Genomic DNA, 21,789 nt, shown 5'->3' with positions numbered 1-21,789 from the left:
CTATGACGCGATTTATTCACGATCTCTTTGCCAAAGAATACCTGGAGGAATTGCTGTCGCCGCTCGGAACGGTTAATATCGGCCGCGATGTGACTTCAGAAGTCCGAGAAATCGATGTTTACTTCACTCCCAGCACCGCAATTCCCGAATACTCAGAAACGTTGGGATTGTTGGGAAAAATGGCCAACACAACTGCAATTTTTGAACCGTTTCGCAATCCGGCAAATGTCAGCGAAATTTGTAGCTGTCTGGGCAAGTTATTGGACGTGCGAGGTGAATTGGAGCGAAAATTTAGGAGATAAAATACTCGCTATGATGACGCTCAGTTACCCAAACTGTAGATTTTGATGCCCACAGCATCGAAAGTATTGGTAGATAGCTTTAATGCGATACCAGACACAGAGAATTGGATGCAGGGAATCTATTTTTTGGGGGAATCTTTGCGGACTGCAATTGTGGCGATTCACCAGTTGCCAGAAACTCCAGACACGCTGTGGTTGAGGATTTTGGGCAAAGGGGGAGTGCAGCAAAGGGCTATTTCCCAATTAAGCGCTTTAGCTGCCGACGATCCGTTGCGGATTATCGCGCTAGAATTGCTGTATCGGTTACAGTCAAATTTAGTAACCGATGCGCCACAAGAATTAGAGCCAGAAGAGCGGGAGTTAATTATGGCCATTGCACCACTTTTTCAACAACAAATACAAGCCGCACAGCAACAAGCTAGAGAAGAAGGACTAGAACAGGGACTAGAAGAAGGACTAGAACGAGGCCGACAAGAACAACAGCGCTTAATATTAGAAAACTTTCTGCGAGTTCGATTTGGAGAATTAAGCCCGAAAATGACGGCTTTTCTATCTCCAATATCAAGGTTGGCTGCGGCGGAATTTACAGTGCTGTTGCTGGCAATATCGATGCTGACCGTCGATGAATCGGGGCGGGAAGCAGCGGTTAAATTGTTAGCTGAAAGTGCATTGCAAATACGATCGCCTGAATTGGGGGATATTCTGCCTACAGCCGTTACTAATTTATTGGCATTGCCTGTGGCAGAATTGACATTGTTTGTAGAACAACTGCCACAGTTATCGGCTCAGGAATTGAGGGAGAGGTTAGGGAAAACACCTGAATAGAACCTGCGATCGCAGCCATAAAGGGATCTCGCTCTTTATGGCATTTAAATGATTCTCAAAGAAAATTCTTAGATTTTGTCGATCGCACTTAGGAATTGGACTGCGGCGATAAAATCAAGTGCAGTAGACCGTCGATCAGTCGATCGCGCTCCATTGGGATAATATCTTTACCGTGCATCATATGCTGCGTTAACTGGAAATATACCAGCGATCCAATAAAAATCCGCGCCGTTGCCTCCGCATCGGGCAATTTTAACTCTGGATGCGATGCCAAATATTCCGCTAGCCGCTCGATACCCGGTTTAGCTAAGTTTTTCACAAAAGTCTGCGCTAGCTGGGGAAAACGCCCCGATTCCGCAATCACTAACCTCACAAAATTGAGAAATTCAGGTTCCTGCGTCACCTGATCCAATATAGTTGTGGCAGCGAATCGCAGCGCTACGGCGGGTTCTTCATCCAGAACTGTAAAATGGACTTTTTCTCGCGCCAGCCGCTGTACCAAAGCCGCGAATAATCCTTCTTTATCTTGAAAATAGCTGTAAACCGTGGCTTTGGAAACTCCCCCCGTCTTCGCTACCTTGTCCATACTCGTGCCCGCGTAGCCGTGGGCTAAAAATTCTTGCATCGCACCTTGCAGGATTTGCTCGCTCTTGTCACCTCCTGCTGCGTCTGGTTCGATCGGTTTTGTCCTTGCCATACCTTGCTTCTGTAATTTTTATTTGGGAGCTTGACATTATTATACTGAACGGTTTAGTATTAAAAGATATCGTAACTAAACCGTTTAGTTTTATTTTCTCACAAAGAGGTATGTCATGGTACACCAACCAACAGCAGACGGCTTATCCTCAACTCCATCCCTAGTTAAAAAACTCCTAGTTGTGGCAGCAGTAGCAACCCTGGGGGCAGCGGGAACCACAGGCTACACGATCTGGCGATCGCGCATACCTGATCCGAACGCAGTAGCCGCAGCAGCAGCCGTCACAGCATCGCAATTAACGACAGTTACAGCCTTGGGGCGACTGGAACCCAGAGGAGAAGTAATTAAAGTCTCAGCCTCCGGTGCCGCGGAAGGAAACCGGATCGATCGACTCCTGGTAAAAGAGGGAGACATGGTGAAAACAGGTCAGGTGATCGCAATTTTGGACAGTCGCGATCGCCAGCAAGCTGCCCTCGACCAAGCTCAAGAACAAGTGCGCGTCGCCGAAGCAAACCTAGCAAAAGTCAAAGCTGGAGCCAAAAACGGCGAAATTCAAGCCCAGAAAGCCACTATTGCCCGCATCAGAGCCGATCGCAGCAACGAAATCACAGCGCAACAGGCGATCGTGGCGCGTCTAGAAATCGATCGCAGCACCGAAATAGCAGCGCAACAAGCCACAATTGCGCGGTTGAGGGCCGAACAACAAGGAGAAATTCAAACCCAACAAGCCACAATTGCCCGTCTACAAGCCGAACTCCGCAACGCCAGAAGCGAGGATCAGCGCTACTCCCAACTGTATGAACAGGGAGCAATTTCCGCCTCAACTAGCGAAAGCAAAAGCCTCGCCGCCGAAACAGCCCAACAGCAAATCAACGAAGGAAAAGCAAAACTGAATCAAATTCGCCAATCCCGCCAACAACAAATTAACGAAGCCCAAGCCAAACTAAATCAAATTCAACAATCCCGCCAACAGCAGATTAACGAAGCCCAAGCCAAACTCAGCCAAGTTGAGCAATCTCGACAACAGCAAATCGACGAAGCCAAAGCAAATCTCGATCGCATCGCCGAAGTGCGTCCCGTTGACATAGCAGCAGCCGCCGCCGAAGTCAGTTCCGCCGCTTCAGCCGCCAAAGGCGCCAAAGCCAATCTGGATCTAGCTTACATCCGTGCTCCCAGAGACGCGCAAGTCCTGAAAATTCATACGCATCCGGGGGAAAAAGTGGGAAACGACGGCATTGTCGAACTGGGACAAACTCGCGAGATGCTAGCTGTTGCGGAAATCTACGAAAGCGATGTGGACAAAGTACGCCTCGGACAAACCGCCAAAATTACTAGCGATGCTTTGACCGGCGAATTGCGGGGAACTGTCGAACATATTGGTTTGCAAGTGCAGCGGCAAAACATTGTTAACACCGATCCTTCGGCGAATATTGATAGTCGAATTGTCGAAGTAAAAGTGCGCTTAGATGAAGCTTCCAGCCAGAAAGTAGCGGGATTCACCAATTTGCAAGTCAAAGTGGCGATCGGCGAAATTAAAGATTAAGAAGACTTAAACCGCCGGGTCGCTTTCTTCAATCCAAAATCACCAATCTAAAATCTAAAATCATATGCTTGGACTCATCCAACCCTTACAACAGTTAAGACGCAGAACTTCCCTCGGATGGCTGCAACTGAGTCACGACAAAGGGCGAATGCTCGTTGCAGTAGCAGGAATTGCCTTTGCTGACGTTTTGATGTTCATGCAGCTAGGCTTTCAAAATGCGCTTTACACCAGCAATACGCGGCTGCACCAAAGCTTGGAAACAGACTTAGTTTTGATTCACCCCCAAGCGCGAAATTTGATTAATTTGTCTTCCTTCCCCAGACGTAGATTGTATCAAGCAATGAACGTACCGGGGGTGAAATCAGCCGAGCCGCTTTACGTGAAAATTGCTAACTGGAAAAATCCCGAAACTCGGCGCGAAACGTCGCTGATGGTGGTGGGTTTCAATCCGAATCACCCGGCGTTTGCGCTTCCAGAAGTCAACCAAAATTTGAGCGCGATTAAATTGCCGGATACCGTCTTGTTCGATCGAGCTTCTAGGGGAGATTACCAAGGGACGATCGCGCAAATCGCTGAGGGCAAAGTCGTTAAAGCTGAGGTAGAGCGACGCACGATTAACGTCAGCGGTTTATTCACAGTTGGAGCATCTTTTGCCGCCGACGGTATTTTGATGACTAGCGATCAAAATTACCTGCGCCTGTTTGCGAGACAAAACGCCGCGAGTGTTAATGCCGGATTAATTCAACTGCAACCGGGTGCTGACCCCGTGGAAGTTCAACAAGTTTTGAAAGCATACTTACCGCCGGATGTCAAGGTATTAACCAAACAAGAATTTATCGATTTTGAGAAAAACTATTGGGCTAAGAATACTGCGATCGGCTTTGTGTTTAATTTAGGCGTCGCGATGGGTTTTGTAGTTGGGGTGATTATTGTTTATCAAGTTCTCTCAACCGATGTCAGCGACCACATGGGAGAATACGCTACTTTTAAAGCGATGGGCTACCGCAATGTTTATTTACTCGGCATCGTTTTTGAAGAAGCTCTAATTCTTTCCCTCCTTGGTTTTTTGCCCGGAGTAGGAGTCTCTTTCGGACTCTACTCTTTAACTCGCCAAGCTACAAATTTACCGCTTTATATGACGCTGCTGAGAGCATTTATAGTATTACTTTTGAACGTGATTATGTGCACTATTTCGGGAGCAATTGCTACTCGCAAGCTGCAAGCAGCCGATCCAGCAGATATGTTTTAAGGGAAAATGAATAAGATAATACTAATTCTCAAAAGTCATGCAACAGTAGCTGTAGGGTGCGTCGCCACCCTTAAATCCTAAAAAAGAGCGACCATCTCAAAGCGACGCACCTTACCTGATAGTAGAAGATTCGGCGGTTGAAACCGCTCCTTGTCAAACGAAGTCCACTCCAAGCGGACTAAAGAATCAAGGGGGTATTAAAGCCAGATTTTGTATAAAGTCCTGACTACACACATATTTTTTGTAATCATTCTCTGGTTTTTTATCTGCATTTTCGGCGAATAAAGCTGTTTATTCTTAAACCTCAAACCTCAAACCAATAAGTTATGAATTCTACTACTCTCTCTCCAAAAACCAACCCATTACAGATTCCTGCACCTATAATTTCCGCGCACCAACTCGACCACTACTTCGGTCAAGGTCAACTGCGAAAACAGGTACTTTTTGACATTAATCTCGACATTAATGCAGGTGAAATTGTGCTGATGACGGGGCCTTCCGGTTCGGGAAAAACTACGCTTTTAACTTTGATTGGCGGGCTGAGATCGGGTCAATCGGGAAGTCTCAAAATTATCGGTCAAGAAATGTGCAAAGCGAGTGCAGACCAATTGGTAAAGGCGCGGCGGAAAATTGGCTATATTTTTCAGGCGCACAACTTGCACCGCAGTTTGACGGCGCTGCAAAACGTGCAAATGGGTTTGGAAGTTCACGGGAATTTGTCGCGTTCTCAAATGCGCGATCGCTCTGCAAAAATGCTAGAGTTAGTAGGGCTGGAACAGCGGATTAACTATTATCCAGATGATTTGTCTGGAGGACAGAAACAAAGAGTTGCGATCGCCCGCGCTTTGGTTAGTCAACCGCAAATTGTTTTAGCTGACGAACCAACAGCCGCCCTGGACAGCAAATCCGGTCGCGAAGTGGTGAATTTGATGCAGCAACTTGCCAAAGAGCAGGGTTGTACTATTTTGTTAGTAACCCACGATAACCGAATTTTGGATATTGCCGATCGCATCGTTCACATGGAAGATGGAAAATTAGCCTAATTTTTAAATTTCCGAAGAATAGACATCACCCATAACTACCCCATTTTCAATTTTGGATGTCAAAATTTAATCCAAAATTGCCAAACTCGAATCTAAACTCGTCGTTGAACTTTTGACTAATTGCTAACCACCAATCCTTGCCGGTAAATCCCCAAATTTTGCAGGTACATTGCTTCGAGTTTGGGCATCGACGATTCTACAGAACCGCCATAACGGCGAAAAGAAGGCCAGATGTAAGCGAGTTTTCTGACTGCTGACTCCAATCTCCCCGCTTCTATATCTTCTAATGCACCTTTTTCTCGGATTAACTCTATAGCCATCAAATCTTGATTTCCTGGGCTGAAATCGCGGACGCCAAATTTTTTGGCAAATCTGTCCCAAGTGGTGCTGAGAAACTGATATCGCCCCGCTGCGTCGGAACAGAGTTTTTTGCCGTAGCGACGGCCGCATTTCATTTCCCTGGGATGATCTTGAAAGCTGACAAATTTCGTGCCGGTGTACTGGATGCGGTAGCCGTCGGGGCTAGCGGTTCCTTCGGCGGCGGCTATGGTGTCGAGAAAGGCTTTGACTCGAAGTTCGGGCGCGATGCTATCGAGTCTGCTATCCTGTATGGGCTCTGGTGAATTCAGGGTTGGAGTTTCGGGCGATCGATCGCGATCAATGTTATCCTCTCCTTTGTCTGGTGAATTGAGGGCCGCAACTTGCGGCAGGCGTTTCGGGGTGGGTGAGCTTTCTGCCGAGACCGATTGCCCCCACAGTCTCGGCGTCATTCGACCTAAGAAAAAGCACAAACAGATTAATAAAGTGCACGAAAGTTTAAAACGGAGGCGTTTGGACAGTTGCCTGCGCTGCCGCACCGGCCACCCGTGCAGAGGGAGGGCTGCGGGCAAGATTCCCGTTTGCTGGCCGAAGGCGAACAGCGATTTCAGCGCTAGCAAGGTTTGCTTGTAGAAACCGGGTGCAAGTTTCCGAGCTCTCATTGCTGCTGCGAAAGTCTCGACATCAGTCAGAGTCACTTCTGCCAGCGGTTTTTCTACAAACAGCCGAAAATGGTTGGCAGCCTGCCAGCTAAAGCGCTTGCTGCGGGGGGATTTGCGCTCCACCCAGAGGCGAATTAGCTCGATGTCTGAAATGGGTTGCAGATGGCTTCCCAGATGTTCTGGCGCGTACAAGAGTACCTCCTGATATCACTTCTAGTTGAAGGTTGCCAGTTAGAAAGGATGAGTGAAACAGGGATCAAGGGAAACTGGCTTCAACCATACTAAGTGATACTACTAAGCGCTCACCGGGTCAAGCTCAAGGGCCGATTGTTCGAGCAGTTGAGTGTAAAGTTGACTGAGTTGGGAGGCGATACCGTCCCAACTGAAATAGGTTTCGACGCGCTTGCGGGCTGTGTGTCCGAGTTGCTGGCGCCATACTGAGTCAGCTAACAAGCGATCGATCGCATCGGCAAAGACTGCTTCATTTTTCGGCGACGCGAGCAAACCTGTTTCTTGTGGCAATACAGTATATTTGAGCCCTCCCACGTCGGAGGCAACTACGGGTGTGCCACTGGCCATCGCTTCAATGGCGACTAAACCGAAGGGTTCGTAGTGGCTGGGAACCACGCAGACATCGGCGGCGGCGTAGTAAGCGGGGAGAATGTCGCTGCTCAAGGCGCCAGGAAAACTGGTAATCTCGCTCAGCCCGAGTTCTTCAACGATGCTGCCGATACGATCGCGCTCTTTGCCGTCGCTTTCCCCCGCACGCCATCCGCCGCCAATTATGAGTTTTAAATCGGCTTTGGGCACCGCCGACAGACTGACTGCGCGGACTAAGGTTTCGATGCCCTTGCGGGGGTCAAAACGGCCGACGTACAACACGACTTTGGTTTCGGGGGCTATGCCCAAGTAGCGACGGGCGGTCGATCGGGCGATCGAGCCGAACCTTTCAAGGTCGGTACCGCAGGGAATGATGTCAATATTGCCTTTTGAGGAAACCAGAGACCTCATGTGTTCTTTTTCTTGAGGGCTGGTAGCCACCACGCGATCGGCTGTTTCCAAAACTGTTTTTTCTACTTGCAGCCTGGTTTTGGCAATCATCGGAATTGTCGAAACCGACTTGTATTTAACAGCAGCCAAAGAATGGTAAGTGTGAACTTGCTGCAGAGGTTGCGATTTTTTCAACTCCATTCCCACCCAAGAAGACAGCCAGTAATTTGTGTGAACTAAGGGATATTGAAAGCCTGACTCTAACTGAAACTTCTGAAATTCTTGAACAAAGATTGGTAAATATCCGTAGAGTTCGTCGCGGGGAATAAATTCTTGCGGCCCTGCTACTAGCCGAATTGTCCGGCAATTCGGACTGTGCTGTACAATTCTTGCTTGTTGGCGATCGGATGAGCGGGTGAACATATCAACTTGCCAGCCCTGTTTAGCCAGAGCTTCTCCTACTTGACGCACGTAAACATTTTCCCCGCCCGCTTCTTCTTTGCCAATTTCCACATAGGGATCACTGTGTACGGAGATAAGAGCGATGCTTTTTTTAGTTAATGAAATCATAATTGTTTACCAAAATTTAAAAATAATTCCGAAGAAAATTTAAAATGCAATTTTTGCTGATGCGCCGGGACTGGAATCTTCTAGCTAATTTGTATTAAAGTGAAAATGGGGGATCGATCAATCATCCTTCAGGGATAAGTTACAGGGAAAAATTGACAGACGACTTCCTTCTGCTGACAGAGACGTGCAGCAGCTCAAACTTTAGATAATCAAAATATAAATGAACGAGGGTGAAGGGAATTTTCCGTATTCTGGCCGCTGTCAAACTCGCACCTCCTAGCCATATCTAAGTCGAGCCTGCTTTCAGCTTGCTGCTAGAGATGCGAGGTCAGCAGAAGGTAGAATATTACCCCTCTGAATAAATAACTCGGGCTTTCGAGAAAGCAGAAGAAAGCAGAAGTCGGTCGTTCCGAAGACCGAATGTTACATGGCAAGCGAAAAAAAAAGCAAAGTTATTGCATTCAAAATTTTTCTTTCGTTCCGCCTTGCACCTTCTGCCTTTTTCCCTCTTCCTTGTTGCTTCTTCTGTCAAACCCGGAGTGCGAGTTTAACCTCAAATTTCCGGTTTGTCTAATGTTAAGAGTTCTTCCGAGGTTTGCGTGCGGAGGATTCCCCGTTTTCACTGTTTAGGATATTGTTTCGCGAACCGGGCATTCTGGAACCGTATCGGTTAGTCCAAACTTGGGTAAACTCGGCACCTAAGAAGAGAATTTGAGCGGAATAATTAATCCAAAGCAGGATAATCACGAACGAGCCCGCAGCACCGTAGGTAGAGGCGATACCGCTACCTCCGAGGTAAACTCCAATTATGGATTTGCCGATCGTAAACAGGACTGAGGTGATGGCGGCGCCGATCCAAACATCATTCCAGGCAAGATGGACATCGGGCAAGAGTTTGTAAATTAAGGCAAAAAGCAGCGTAACTACGCCAAAGGAGATAGCAAAGTCCACAATCTGCCAAATGTTGATTGGTAATTGCAGCAAGCCGTTCAACCAATAGCTGACGGCGGCTAAAATGGCACTAATTACTAAAGATACTAGCAGTAGAAAGCCTATGCCTAAAATCATTGCAAAAGACAATACGCGGTCTTGCAGGAATCCCCAGATTCCTCGTCCGGGGGGCGGTGAAACATTCCAAATAGTATTGAGGGCTTCTTTGAGATTAGTAAATACGTTGGAAGCGCCCCACAAAAGTGTAGCGATACCTACTAAAGTAGCAATCATTCCCGACTTTGGTTCGGAGGCTTTGAGGATGAGTTCTTGGACGGTTTGGGCGCCTTCTTTGCCGATTAAACTTTGGAGTTGGCCGACGATTTGACCTTGGGCTGCGTCTGCACCAAATACTAAACCGGCGATCGCAATTACGATAATTAGCAGCGGGGCGAGGGAGAACACTGTGTAATAGGCTAGGGCGGCGGCTAAGGTTGGCGCTTTATCTTCTTGCCATTCAGTAAAAGTTTGTTTGAGCAGCGATATGACTGTTTTTAATTTCACGGCATTTGGTTTCCTTATACTTATCGTCCATCAAGGGATTTTAACAGGTTAGGAGTTTTTTAGCGTCGGCCAGAAGATAGATTTATCGATTAGCAAATTCGGAAAATTACTTTTATGTTAGATTCCAACAGAACTGTTAACAGCACCCATGTAAAATCGTCCAAAAAAACAATTTCTTGGGCTAAATTGAGCGCCTTAGTAGCGCTAGTTAATTTCTTGCTGGTGCTTTTCCATTTCAGTTACCTTCAGTTGCGCCCTGTTTATCAGAGCTATTTTCCGGGTTTAGTTAAAATTTATGACCCGATTAAAGGCATTGATTCGAGTTTGCCAAATCCCGAATATTTGAAAAGCGCTGACCAGTTTTGGCGAATTGATACGTTTTTTATCGGTTTTTTTGGGGCGGAGTTTTTGATTAAAAGTCTGTTCCACACCCGCCGTAAACCGGGGGTAACTTGGTTTGATTTTGTGCTGAGGCGCTGGTATGAGGTGTTTCTGGTGCTCCCGATTTGGCAGGGGTGGCGGATTCTGCCGGTATTGGTGCGGCTGCACAAGTCGGGTTTGGTGAATCTCGATCGCGTAGTTGCTCAAGTTACCTACGAACCGGTGGCTTATTTAGCCAATACCATGTCGGAATACATGATGGTGCGGTTTATCAATCAAGCTAAAAGTTCGATCAAACAGGGCGACGCGGCGCAGATGTTGCTGGCGCAGCAGCCGTACCTTCACGTCAATCAGGAAAATACGATCGAACAAATTACCAAGCGGATTTTGGATCTGACAATTTACAAAGTTTTGCCCCAGGTGCAACCGGATTTGGAAGAATTGCTGCACCACAATTTGGAAACAACAATCAAACAGTCTGATTTCTATCAAATCCTGCAAACTTTCTCTCCGATTAACATTTTACCTACTGAGATGACGGAACAGCTAGCAAATTATTTGGCTCAAACTGCTGTTGATGTGGTATCTACTACTTATGAAGACGATAAAGGTAGAAAAATTCTCGATAATTTCAGCCAAGAATTTAATCAAAGTTTGCGGCGGGAATTGCAAGATGAGAAAACTCTCGGAGAATTGCAGTCGCTGCTGTCGGATTTGTTGGAAGAAGTGAAGTTGAATTACATTCAAGGCGGGTTGAAGTCCGATCCGGTGCAGACTTTTACGGAAATTAATTCGCTCCGGGGAGTAAGGGAGAGTTGATACAGCAATGAGTTCCGGTGTTGTGAATTAGATTATTTTTTTTTACTCACATCTTGCTTGCATCATTGTCAAGAACAGGCATCTTGCCTGTTCCACAATAAAATTCATCTCTTGTGGAACAGGCATCTTGCCTGTTCCTAAACAATTAATTGAGAATGGTGCAATATCTCACTTAAAACGAACCGCGAAGACGCCAAGGGCGCGTTCGGCGAAGCCGTTCCCGAAGGGTAGGAAGAGAAGAGAAAGAGTTTACAAGTTCTACGGGTAAGGTGCGCCTCGGCGCACCTACGAATCAGGGTATTGGGGATATCCGAAATGTCGGGGGATAAAGCTAGCTGAATCCCAAGCTAAAATAAAAGAATTAACCTAAAACCTCTATCATATTAGATATCTATCTTGAACAACCTTACTTGCCTGGAAATAGAAGTCGCTCAAACAACGCTGAGATTAGCAATGTTGGTGGGCTTAACACTTTTAATCGCCTTTTTTGTGGCGTCAGAACTAGCATTAGTATCAGCCGATCGCCATCAAATCCGCCAACTTGCTCAGTTGGACGATCGCCCAACCGCTAAAACCGCTGAACTCGTCCACCAAGCTCAGAACAACATACCGCATTACCTGTCTGTGACTCAAACTGGCACAACAGCAGGGAGTTTGCTGTTGGGTTGGTTGGGTGAGGGAGCAACTGTACACTGGATCGAACCGTGGATCGACAAATTGCCGATCGGTCATTTGTCGGCCGTGCTGACTGCTCATTCGATCGCAGTTCCCGCAGCATTCATCTTAGTAACTTACGTCGAGATAGTATTAGGAGAACTAATCCCCAAAGTATTAGCAACCCACGCCCCAGAACGCACCGCTTTGCTGTTGATGCCGGCCCTGGAACTCTGCTCAAAATTACTGTGGCCGCTGCTAGCAATTCTCAACGGTACCGTGCGGCTGCTGACTGGTTGGATTACCAGTAAAGAGTCTCAACCGCTGCTGCCACCTTCCCAGGCAACTCTAGTTCAAAAAGATGCTCATTCGGCACTAATTTCTGGCAATTGGGAAGTGACAGCAGTTAACGAAAAACTCGGGTTAAACCTGCCGACTAACCAAGCTTACCAAACAATCGCCGGATTCGTAATCCACAATTTAGGTAAAATGCCCAATCAAGGCGATCGGCTAGTGTGGGGCGAGTTGGAAATAGAAGCAGCAAATGTAGTAGAAGGCAGTTTAGAAACCGTGCTAGTGCGTCAGGTAACTCGCCCTTTGTTTGAGCCGCAACATCCAGAACTCGTATTGAATTAATCCTAAATCAGGCTTAAATACTTCCTCGATCTATCTGTGTTAGCTTGTAATTAGTCGCTCAGTGCGACAACCTACCAGAAATCGGCAAATTGCATAAAGCACAGTTTATGAGGTGGATATGCTAAAAACACTTTGGGCTACTGTTAGACAAGGGAAAATTGAACTGCTGGAGTTATCAGAATTACCCGAAGGGGCCAAAGTATTAGTAACAGTTTTACCTGATGAAGAAGCTGAGTTTTGGCTTGAAGCCAGTCAAACATCACTAGATACAGTTTGGGATAATACTGAGGATGATGTCTATGCCCAGCTACTCTAAAAATGACCTAATTTTGGTTAGATATCCCTTTTCAGAGTGGTCTAGTTCTAAGGTAAGAGTAGTGTAGTATTTACTAGCCGATGGGTTCGGTTGTCCCTAAGCTGAGCTTTTTAGCAGACGTTAGACTTGAGAAGTGGTCATTGAGTAACAAATTATGCCTTTTACACACTATGCCTTAGATAAGTTCTTCGCTCAGGAAATTTCAGCATTGTCTGAGTGTAATGCTCCCGATTTAGCTGAGCACTTCGCTGAGGTAGAACCTTTGATTGATAACTTTATCCTTAATTCTATATTCACATCTCCTATTAAAACCGAGTACAAACCTTATATTTTTGGAATCATCCGTCGCGTACAAATGGCTTTAGTTGAGTATCAAAATGGTCGTACTTTACTGCTTTCATATTTAAATGAGAGCAAAAAGAACACATCTTTATATTTCCAAGCGCTTTCTTATTTTGAAATAGCAGTTACCCTCTTATATCAGGCTTATGAATTTTGGAGAAAACTAGGAAAAAAGATAGAGTCAAAGGAAACGAATTTGTTTGAGAAAGGAGACGGTAGCTCTCTTGAAAAGCTTAATAGACTTTACAATATTAGCAAGCATCTTGAACCGTCAACTATACCTGAAGGAAATTTACACCATGTTTGGATTTCCAACAATGGTATTTGTGCAAGCGGAGTCACAATGTCGTTTACAGAGTTAGCAGACCTTGTTAAAGAATACGTAGCTCTTGCTAATGCCTTTTCTAATCCAAATCAAGATTCAATTCCCTAACTAATCGATCTCGGTGGGCGAGCCGCTGCCCGCCCACCGAGATCCGTTTACTTCACAGCAAGCTCGATCGCACCCCCAACAAACTGCTCGTAATCCGCCAACAACCACGGAGGCAAACAAGTATTCGCATCCTGAACCCGCAACTGTCCAGGGCGACAATACAGCATCGCCGCCAACAAATTATTCACAGCTTTAGGCGTTCCAAACCCTTTACCCAACTCAGCAACCAACGAGTTGAAAAACTCGCGATCGCTCTCATTCAATGGCTCGTTAATAAACCCGCTGCCCAACATTGCTTTGTAACCCTTACCAAAATCGCTCCGGTACAAAACTTCTACTTGTTCGCCGGAAACGCTCAGCCACAAATCGGCAATTTGCTTGCGAATAGGCCGCAAATCTGCTATTACTAATTCAGCCGTCGGGTCAATTTCATAAAGATTGACTGCAGCAGTTAATTGATTGAGAAACTGCGGCAGATAATCTTGTTTGACAAGTGGTTGCTCTGTTGTCATAAATGCGCTTTCAAACACCTTTTCGTAATCTTCAACCAACCACTGCGGCAAGCGGGTGCGAGCATCGGGAACCCGCATTTTTCCGGGTACAAAATACAGCATCGCCCCCAGCAGAGCATTGATAGCTTGAGGCTGCACCAACCCTTTGCTAATTTCTGTCAATCTCTGCAAAAACTGCTGTTCGGCTTCCGTCATCGATTCTGCTTGCAAGCCGGAGTTAAGAATTGCTTGATATCCCTTGCGAACCTCTCCTCGGTAAAAAGTTTCGAGTTTCTCTGAAGGAACAGTCAGCCAAAAATCAGCCATTTGTTTTCGGATTTGGCGAAGTTCCAAAACAACGGATTCGTCTGACGGATCGATGCGGTAAAGATTGACGCATCCTAACAGTTGATTGGCAAATTGTGGCGATTGAATGTATTGAGCTAGCAAGTCAGAAGTTGACTCAGAATTGACGGTGGCTTCCGTTTCAAAAACTTGTTCGTAATCCCCAATTAACCAGTGTGGCAAACGGTTGCGAGCGTCGGGAATTCGCATGGTTTCCGGCGGGAAATACAGCATCGCCGCCAGCAAGGCGTTGACAGCTTTGGGATGCACTAATCCTTTGCTAATCTGGGTTAATTGCTGCAAAAACATTTGTTCGCTTTCCATCATCGGTTGACGTTGGAAACCGCTCTTGAGCAGGATTTTATAGCTGTTACCTGAAGCGCTTTTGTAGGCGGTTTCGAGGTTTTCGGCGGGAAGGTTCAGCCAAAAATCAGCGATTTGTTTGCGGATTTGACGCAGTTCGGATATTGCTGAGATGTTTGATGAGTTTCTCTGATAAAGGTTAACGGTGTTCGAGAGAATCTCGTCAAAATCTGGCTGATTGGGAATGCTATCCTGTAAGTTGCGCGATGCTTCCAGGTGGCTGGCTTGCCATTTGCCAAAGAGTTCTTGGAATAATTTGCCGATCGCCCCAGAGTATGCCACACTGTCAAAACAGCGCGGATTGCCTTGCATTTTCTGCTGAATTTCCTGCCGTTTTTGCTGTCGCAATTGCGGGTTAGTGCCGAGGGTAACGGCTAGCTGAATGTAAGATGCTTCGTCATAAGCAATTAAATCAGGCATTTGCAGTTCCCGCAGCATCGCCGAACCTTGGCGGAACCGCAAAGCATTTCCTTCCACAACCACCGCCGGCAATCCTACTTGCAAAGGATCAATTAAGGATGTTGCCCCAGCATAAGGATAGGAATCGAGATAAACATCTGCTAGCTGCAAAAATTCTTTCACATCCGCGCGACTAGGCAGTTGTTTTACGAACCGCAAGCGGTTGTTATTGACGCCGTATTTAGCGCAGACAGCGTTCAGATTGTTAACAAAAGGTGTGGCCGGATAAGTGCGAGTCCAAGCCGGCCCGAAGGGATATAAAATCAAGATTGAATCGGGTACAGCAGCTAGAATCTTTACCCAACTCTCCCTCAACTCCGGCAGAATTTTGTAGAAGTTGGCGCCGGAGATAAAAACTGTTGTATTGTCGGAAATCCCCAGACTTTGGCGGGTAGGTTTAACTGTAGCAACTTCCGATTCTGTTGCGTATGTGAAACAAAAACCGCTGCCTTCGAGAACAGCCAACTGTTCGCGATATTGTTCTTGATAACTAGCATCCGGCGCGGTAAATTGACCTGCGATGTAGTAATCCATGTGCCGGATTCCCGTGGTAGTCGGGGAACAGAAAGATGTAGTTTGTACCCGCGCTAAACGGTGGATTGCTAGTGAAGTCAGCGGTTTGTTAATAGCTGTTAAATTCGTACCGAAAAACAGGATATCTAAGTCGTCGGCGCGGATTGTTTGGACTTGCGATGCAAAGTCTTTGGGGAGTGCAACCAGTTTGTCGGCGCGACTTTGGCAGTATTGTTCTAATCGGTGGCCGCTGGTGTTGAGCGCGTACAGGTAAATCTCGAACTCGTTGCGGTTTAAATGCTCGAAAACCGGGATGGTAGCGAAGGTTTCGGTTTGCGGCGCGAAATGGTCGTTGATGATGCCGACGCGGATTTTTGTCCGATTTGGCGATCGCGACGGGAAGATACAATCAATTGAACAGCCGCGATTTTTGAGCGAAAACTCAATAATTTCCGCCCGTTTGGTGTAAATATCGCGTAGGTTTGCCGTGGTAAAGTACAGCGGGATAAAGTTCGCAACTTGCGCGAACAACAAAGCAATATTCTGCCACAGTGGCGACTCGGCATTTTTGAACAAATTAGTATGTAAGTAATCAATCCAGCCTTGGATGAATTGATAGTAAGTGTCTGCTTCTCCTCTGGTTTGAAATACGTTCGGACAAGTAAACATGAATTTGAGATATTCGTTGGCGAACCAATTAGGCACTGTAGCGCGATCGTACTTGAGCGGCAATTGGTCTGCGCGTCGGTACAGCATGGCTGCGAGCAGGTAATTGATGGCTTTTGGCTCGTTAAATCCTTTCGCCACATTTGCGACTAATTCGCTCACAAAAGTCTCTTCTGTATCCGTTAGCGGTTCATATCTAATGTCGCTGGCCAGCAGCGCTTGGTGCTGTTTGCCGACATCGCCTGCAAAGGCACTTGCAACTTGTTCGGCTGGTAAATTAAGCCAGATATCAGCAATTTGTTTGCGGGTAGGTTGACTGTTGACCGAAGCTGATTCGTTACTTGAGTCTTTTTGTTGCTGATTGACTGAGCTTGAAAATCCGGTAGAAGGTTGATGAGATTCACCAAGCAATAGTAGTGAAACTAATGCCTCTTTTAGTTGGGCAGATTGACTGCACTTTAGTCCCTCTCGAATTTGAGCGATCGCACCCTCCGAGTCTCCGTCTGTCAGGAGTTTCTTGGCTGTATTTAAGGCATACAAAGCATAATGTTCTCTGGCTTGATTCGATAACTTATCTGCGATCGCGCTTGGCAAGTAGGATTGAGAAATCTCGATCGATCTTCGCACGTCAGCTATTAGTCCGCCTGATTTGAGCAAGCGAGTATTGTCTGACGAAGAATGTTGGCGATACCAAGCTAGCGGTTCAGGTTCGTACCAAATCGGATAATGCACTGCAATTCGCTTCCACATCTCCCAATCAGAAGCAGCACCAGCTTGAGGGCAGAAACCGCCCAGATTTTCGTAAACGCTGCGTTTAACTGCAATAGGAGAAGCTTGCAGCCGACACATAACAATAATCTGTTCTAACCAATCACTAAGTATCCCTGGAGTTTCTCTTTCTAACCAAGATACCCAACGCTGATTTCCTGCTTCGTCTGTATAAATGTGGCGGCAAAAAGCTGCACCAACGCTCGGTTCTTTTTCTATACCTTCTCGCAAGCGGCTGTAAAAACCAGGTAATACAACATCGTCGTCGTGCAAAATATGAACCCACTGACCCTGCGATCGTTGAATGCAGAGATTAAAGATAGCAGTTTGGCCGATATCTTGTTCTGGATGTCGATAAAAATTAACTCGTCCACCACCGACAGCTTTAACAATTGCCTCCATTTCATCTTGGATAGATTGGTTCGAGCAATCGTTAACAACTTCAATCTGCATTTCCTCAGAACTTGGAGCCTGTTGCAAGACGCTTTTTAACGCTTGCTCTAAATATTTTACCCGGTTGTATGTCGGAATCATTACAGACCAAAAGGGTCGGCAAATATTGGTAGGGACAGGGTTAATTTCGGGAAACCCTGTGGATAGAGTCTGAACTGCACCAGGGATGGTACTCTTTTCGGGCGATCGCTTTGAACTGAGTGCAGTAGCAGTTTGCATCAAGGCTGCTTCCATAGTATTAGCCATTTTTGACCAAGAAAACTGTTTGGAGCGTTCTAAACCGGCCACAATCAAGGCTGAGCGAATTTCAGGCTTTTGGACTTCGCCCAGAGCCTTCACGAGTCCGCCAACGTCATTGTAATTGACATATAGCGCGGCCGATCCAGCTACTTCGGGAATAGACGCATTTGGACAAGTAATAGTTGGACACCCGCAGGCCATTGCCTCAAGTACGGGCAGTCCAAAGCCTTCATAGGCGGAAGGATAAACAAATGCTACAGCGCCCGAATAAGCACACCTCAACTGCTCGTCGCTCAGCCTCAAGAGGTGAACCTTAGTTTCTTTGCTGTACGCTTTCAACTCCTCTTCTAAAGTAGGAACACCCCCAGTACAAACTATCTCAAATTCACTGCTGCTGTGAAATTGGGAAAATGCTTTAAAAAACAATAGTCCGTTTTTATAGCCCTTCCAGCCAATTCGCTCCCCAACTAAGAGAAAGTAGGGCTTTGCTATACCAAACTCATACTTAAAGACCTCAATTTCTGCGGGACTAGCAGGCGAAAAATTATTTTTAATTCCACAGTGAGCGACCGTTATGGAAGCGGGAGTAATGTGCGGAAAAAACCTTACTAAATCGCGTGATGTATTTTCGGAAATCGTGATGTAGGCCGATGCGTGGCGGATGGCAGTATGCTTTTCTATCCACAGGTGATTATCTAAATCCTGTCCCACTACCTCTGGAATCATGTCATATCCCATGAAAATAGAGGGCGTTGATACGGGCGTAGTGTAATAGGTGGAGATAAACAAATCTGCCCTTTCTTCATCGCAGATTTGCTGTAGCATTTGGCGTTCTGCATCGCTTTTCGCGTAGTTGTATGGCGGCACAGTTCGATACTGAATGCCTGGAATTTTAGGAGCAGTTCCAGCGCGATCGAGAACTATGATATGTTTAGCAAAACCATTAGCAGCCCATTCTCCCAGCACAGATTTCCAGACGCTAGCAATTCCTGTATTATTTAACTGGAAAAATACGCCGTCTACAATAAAAATTGGTTTGACAACCGATGGGAGGCGCTGAGCAGTTTCAATCATCTGTTTCAGGCGTTCCACTAACACCTGTCTCGAAAAATTTTTAGCAATAGTCTCCCGCGCCGCCTGTCCCAATTGGCGGCAGAGCTGCGGATTGCGAAATAGTTGAATTGTATACTCAGCAAATTCTGCCGCATTGTTAGCAATCAAGCCATTGACGCCGTGTTCAATGGGAGAGCTGTGCGCCACATTTCGCAAGACAATAACTGGTAAGCCGTGCGCCATTGCTTCTACAATTTTCACCTGCTGTCCTGTACCGCCAATCAGCGGACACAAGGCGAATCGGCTTTCTGTATACAATGGCTTGAGATCGGGAACGAAGCCTAGTAACTGAACTCCTTCCAGTGCAACCAAACGCTTGCAACCAGTGCCTACCACTTGTAGGCTAAATTCTGGAAGTTGCGATCGCACCAGAGGCAACACCTTGGCGGCAAAATACAAGTACCCTTGCACGTTAAAAGGGTTGTCTCCAATTGCAAACAGCGGAACACCTGTATAACTATTGTTCAGTGACTCCGCCGCAAACGTCATCGGAATGTACTCAACTTGAGTTCGATGCGCGTGTTTTCGCATAGCCTGTGCTTCGCGGGGAGCAATGGCGATCGCGCAATCATATTCGTCAAAAATCGCATACTCGTCAGCATCAGCATCAAGCTGTAGCTGAGAATAAAAATCCTCTTCTAATACTTTCGGATTTATTTGGTGTGGAGCGATCGGACTATTGCCAATATAGCGCCCTACAGCTTGCCGCATTTTAAAATTGAGAGTAAACAAATCGATCGTATCTATAATCGTGACTGCTGACTTAAACTCATCACCAATTGCCAGTTTTCCCCAAAGCGAGTAATTGGTTACAACAACCTGTGGCAACAAAGCGGCAAAAACCTGGCGAAAACTGTCGCGCAATCCCGGCGGAGTATAAATTTCCCAGTTGAAAGCACCTCGACTGCGAGCGTTGATTTGCGCCATATATTGTCGATCGGCTTGGCTGCAGGGAGCAACCATAACTTTCACGCCAAATTTATTTTGCAAGTCGTTAATGCTGCTAGCTTCCCAAGGATTATCTGCAAACGCGGGATAACTCAACAGGGTAATGTCGTACCCCAATTCTTTGAGCGCCTCCAGCATTTCCATACATCTTTTGTGAGCGCCTGTTTGGGGAGGATAAGGATTGTGCGGGAAAAAGACCAGAGCTTTTTTATCTTTGCTTTCCTCAGCAGCGTTGCCCGCACTGACTTCTTGCAATAGAGATAAATTCCTCTCTCTGGGATCGCTCTTGGGCTTGGTGAGCATTGCTACAAACCGAACATAACAAGATTCATCGACTTGTTGAGCATTTTTAATTCTGTAAATTTTGAGGCTAATACCATTTAAATTATTAGCAATTCTCGCAATCAAATGTTCGGGATCGTAGAATCGACCGTGACGATTTTGCCAGCCTGATGCACAGTAAATTACAGCATCGTCTTCAAATTTAACTCCTTGCGGTACTGAAATCACAGGATCGGTCTGAATCGCGTACTCTTCAGCAAGATAAAGAGGCAAAATACAAACAGCACCTCCTGGCTTGAGGATGCGAGCAGCTTCCTGCACAAAGCTGATGTCTGAATCGCCTTCAAAATGCTCAAACGAGCAGTGGAGGGCCATTTTTGTAGCAAATTCATTGGGTACGGGTATATTGGCCGCATCCCCCCCAATTGTTTCTCCATTCAATCCAGGTGGGTAATCAAGGTCTTGCCGATACACCTTTGTTCCAAAAAGTCGATTATATATTGCTGGGACTGGGCTGCGCTGGCTAGCAATATCAATGTATATGTCATCGCTATTCAATTGCAATAGCTGCGCTGCTATGTAGTGTTCTAAAGATTTTTCATGGATATTTGAAAGATAGTAGTGCGGGAAATCTTCTCGATAACGTGCAGCTTGAAAATATCGCTGATATTCTGCTACATCAATCTCGTAATCTTCTAACTGAATTCCTAACTGGCGGAGCCGTTGATAAATATTCTCTTCTGTCCCGACATCATAGGATATAGCTGTTCTTTTCTTCGGTTCTCGAATCCGAGCAGAATAGGCATCAAACTCTGAATTTAGCAGAGAAACTTGTGTAGGTATCATAGTTATTTCATGGTAAATTTTAGGCTCTATTTCTTTGCGGAGTTCCAGCGCGAACACGCCTTCGATGAACTCGCGCAGTTGTTGAGGCGAGGCCGGGATTTCAGGTGGTGACTGATGTTCTTTAAAAATGCGCGATCGCCAGTCCAAGTTTTTAAAACATAAAGTCTCAATAAATTCCTTCCGAATCCTACACTTGGTTACTTCCTCCAGCTTTGACTCAAGTACAACTTTTAGTAGCTCCCGTGCTAAAAAGGTATAAGGCTGTTCTGGTTCTCGATCGCATTGAAGCGGATCGATATCCTTCATGTATTCCTGAGCTTCCTTGGGCTTTTCTGGGATGCGGTAAGAAAATAACCTTTCGGGAACTTTAACAAATTCGCCCAACAGCAATAATTCCAATAATAAAATTACATCAGTACCATATTTTTCAAGGAATAAGTTTGTTTTTTTTAAACTCTCTGAGCGAATGACACCGTAAATTGCGAACCAACCAACACGCGAGATGAGCTGATGCACTCGCTCTGAAAGAGTCATCCCTAAAGTTTCTAAATTCCGAAACGATAGAGTCCAATCATATCTGACGCTACCCTCTTCATTAAGGAACGTAATTTCGCTGCAACAAAGGACTGCGGAAGGATTATCCTCTAGCTGGGCTACGCACCTGCTGATATAGGTTTTCTCCCACAAATCATCGTGGGCTGCCCACATAAAGTATTTGCCCAATGACTGTTGAAAGGTGCGGTTAAAGTTCTTTGCTGAACCTAAGTTAGTAGCATTTCTGTAATAGTGAATATTTTGATATATAGCTGCATACTCCTGACAAATCTGAGGGGTTCTATCGGTAGAGGCATTATCTGATATAATAATCTTAAAATTTTCATAATCCTGTGCTAAAAGGGAATCTAGGGCAAGCCTTATGTAACGCTCGCCATTGTAAACTGGCATCCCAATGCTCACTAGGGGTTTGTTGTCAACCATGCTTAGTTACTCTACTGTGTGGTTCAAGGAGTTATTGGAAAAAATGGGAT

General features: G+C 46.0%; 14 protein-coding genes. 9 read left to right on the top strand and 5 right to left on the bottom strand.

Annotation, left to right across the window (positions count from 1 at the left end; genetic code table 11):
- Positions 1-2 precede the first annotated feature (2 nt).
- Together QUB08_RS20500 and QUB08_RS20495 are read left to right on the top strand one after the other, a co-directional pair.
- Positions 3-302, top strand: coding sequence for a hypothetical protein (locus QUB08_RS20500; RefSeq protein ID WP_333226589.1), 300 nt, complete (start codon positions 3-5; stop codon positions 300-302).
- Positions 303-347: 45 nt separating this feature from the next.
- Positions 348-1,127: a hypothetical protein gene (locus QUB08_RS20495; RefSeq protein ID WP_333226587.1), complete on the top strand. Its 780-nt coding sequence runs from the start codon at positions 348-350 to the stop codon at positions 1,125-1,127.
- A gap of 88 nt (positions 1,128-1,215) precedes the next feature.
- Here QUB08_RS20495 and QUB08_RS20490 read toward each other — a convergent pair whose 3' ends face one another.
- Complete coding sequence (locus QUB08_RS20490) at positions 1,216-1,824, bottom strand: TetR/AcrR family transcriptional regulator (protein ID WP_333226584.1); 609 nt, start codon at positions 1,822-1,824, stop codon at positions 1,216-1,218.
- Between the two features lie 115 nt (positions 1,825-1,939).
- Here QUB08_RS20490 and QUB08_RS20485 point away from each other — a divergent pair, with 115 nt between their 5' ends.
- The 3 genes from QUB08_RS20485 (at position 1,940) to QUB08_RS20475 (ending at position 5,659) form a co-directional block, all read left to right on the top strand.
- Entirely contained in the window at positions 1,940-3,367 is a 1,428-nt protein-coding gene (locus tag QUB08_RS20485) for an HlyD family efflux transporter periplasmic adaptor subunit (RefSeq protein ID WP_333226582.1), read from the top strand.
- Between the two features lie 64 nt (positions 3,368-3,431).
- Complete coding sequence (devC, locus tag QUB08_RS20480) at positions 3,432-4,616, top strand: ABC transporter permease DevC (protein ID WP_333226580.1); 1,185 nt, start codon at positions 3,432-3,434, stop codon at positions 4,614-4,616.
- 326 nt (positions 4,617-4,942) lie between these two features.
- A complete protein-coding gene (locus QUB08_RS20475; protein ID WP_333226578.1) occupies positions 4,943-5,659 on the top strand; it encodes a DevA family ABC transporter ATP-binding protein in 717 nt (238 codons plus the stop codon).
- 116 nt (positions 5,660-5,775) lie between these two features.
- On the opposite strand, the gene QUB08_RS20470 is transcribed toward QUB08_RS20475, so the two are convergent.
- The 3 genes from QUB08_RS20470 to QUB08_RS20460 all read right to left on the bottom strand — a co-directional run bounded on the left by QUB08_RS20470 (position 5,776) and on the right by QUB08_RS20460 (position 9,693).
- The gene (locus tag QUB08_RS20470) at positions 5,776-6,831 is read right to left on the bottom strand and encodes a glycoside hydrolase family 104 protein (protein ID WP_333226577.1); all 1,056 of its coding nucleotides are present in this window, start codon (positions 6,829-6,831) and stop codon (positions 5,776-5,778) included.
- Between the two features lie 102 nt (positions 6,832-6,933).
- On the bottom strand, positions 6,934-8,199 hold the full coding sequence (locus QUB08_RS20465) for a glycosyltransferase family 1 protein (RefSeq protein ID WP_333226575.1): 1,266 nt from the start codon (positions 8,197-8,199) through the stop codon (positions 6,934-6,936).
- 576 nt (positions 8,200-8,775) lie between these two features.
- Positions 8,776-9,693, bottom strand: coding sequence for a YihY/virulence factor BrkB family protein (locus tag QUB08_RS20460; RefSeq protein WP_333226573.1), 918 nt, complete (start codon positions 9,691-9,693; stop codon positions 8,776-8,778).
- A 114-nt stretch (positions 9,694-9,807) separates the two neighbouring features.
- Here QUB08_RS20460 and QUB08_RS20455 point away from each other — a divergent pair, with 114 nt between their 5' ends.
- From QUB08_RS20455 to QUB08_RS20440, 4 genes are all read left to right on the top strand, one after another.
- Positions 9,808-10,893, top strand: a complete 1,086-nt coding sequence (locus tag QUB08_RS20455; RefSeq protein WP_333226571.1) for a hypothetical protein — start codon at positions 9,808-9,810, stop codon at positions 10,891-10,893.
- A gap of 396 nt (positions 10,894-11,289) precedes the next feature.
- A complete protein-coding gene (locus QUB08_RS20450) occupies positions 11,290-12,183 on the top strand; it encodes a CNNM domain-containing protein (RefSeq protein ID WP_333226569.1) in 894 nt (297 codons plus the stop codon).
- A 118-nt stretch (positions 12,184-12,301) separates the two neighbouring features.
- Complete coding sequence (locus QUB08_RS20445) at positions 12,302-12,499, top strand: hypothetical protein (RefSeq protein ID WP_333226567.1); 198 nt, start codon at positions 12,302-12,304, stop codon at positions 12,497-12,499.
- A 154-nt stretch (positions 12,500-12,653) separates the two neighbouring features.
- Positions 12,654-13,274 carry a hypothetical protein gene (locus QUB08_RS20440; RefSeq protein WP_333226565.1) on the top strand — a complete coding sequence of 207 codons (621 nt, stop codon included), beginning with the start codon at positions 12,654-12,656 and terminating at the stop codon, positions 13,272-13,274.
- A 47-nt stretch (positions 13,275-13,321) separates the two neighbouring features.
- Here the strand turns inward: QUB08_RS20440 and QUB08_RS20435 are convergent, their stop codons facing one another.
- Entirely contained in the window at positions 13,322-21,739 is an 8,418-nt protein-coding gene (locus QUB08_RS20435) for a glycosyltransferase (RefSeq protein WP_333226563.1), read from the bottom strand.
- Positions 21,740-21,789 lie beyond the last annotated feature (50 nt).

It is taken from the genome of Microcoleus sp. BR0-C5 (assembly GCF_036705045.1).
In the GTDB taxonomy this organism is placed as follows: Bacteria; Cyanobacteriota; Cyanobacteriia; order Cyanobacteriales; family Microcoleaceae; genus Microcoleus.
The sequence above is the reverse complement of the archived record's forward strand: the minus strand, read 5'-3'. Positions and strand labels throughout refer to the sequence as shown.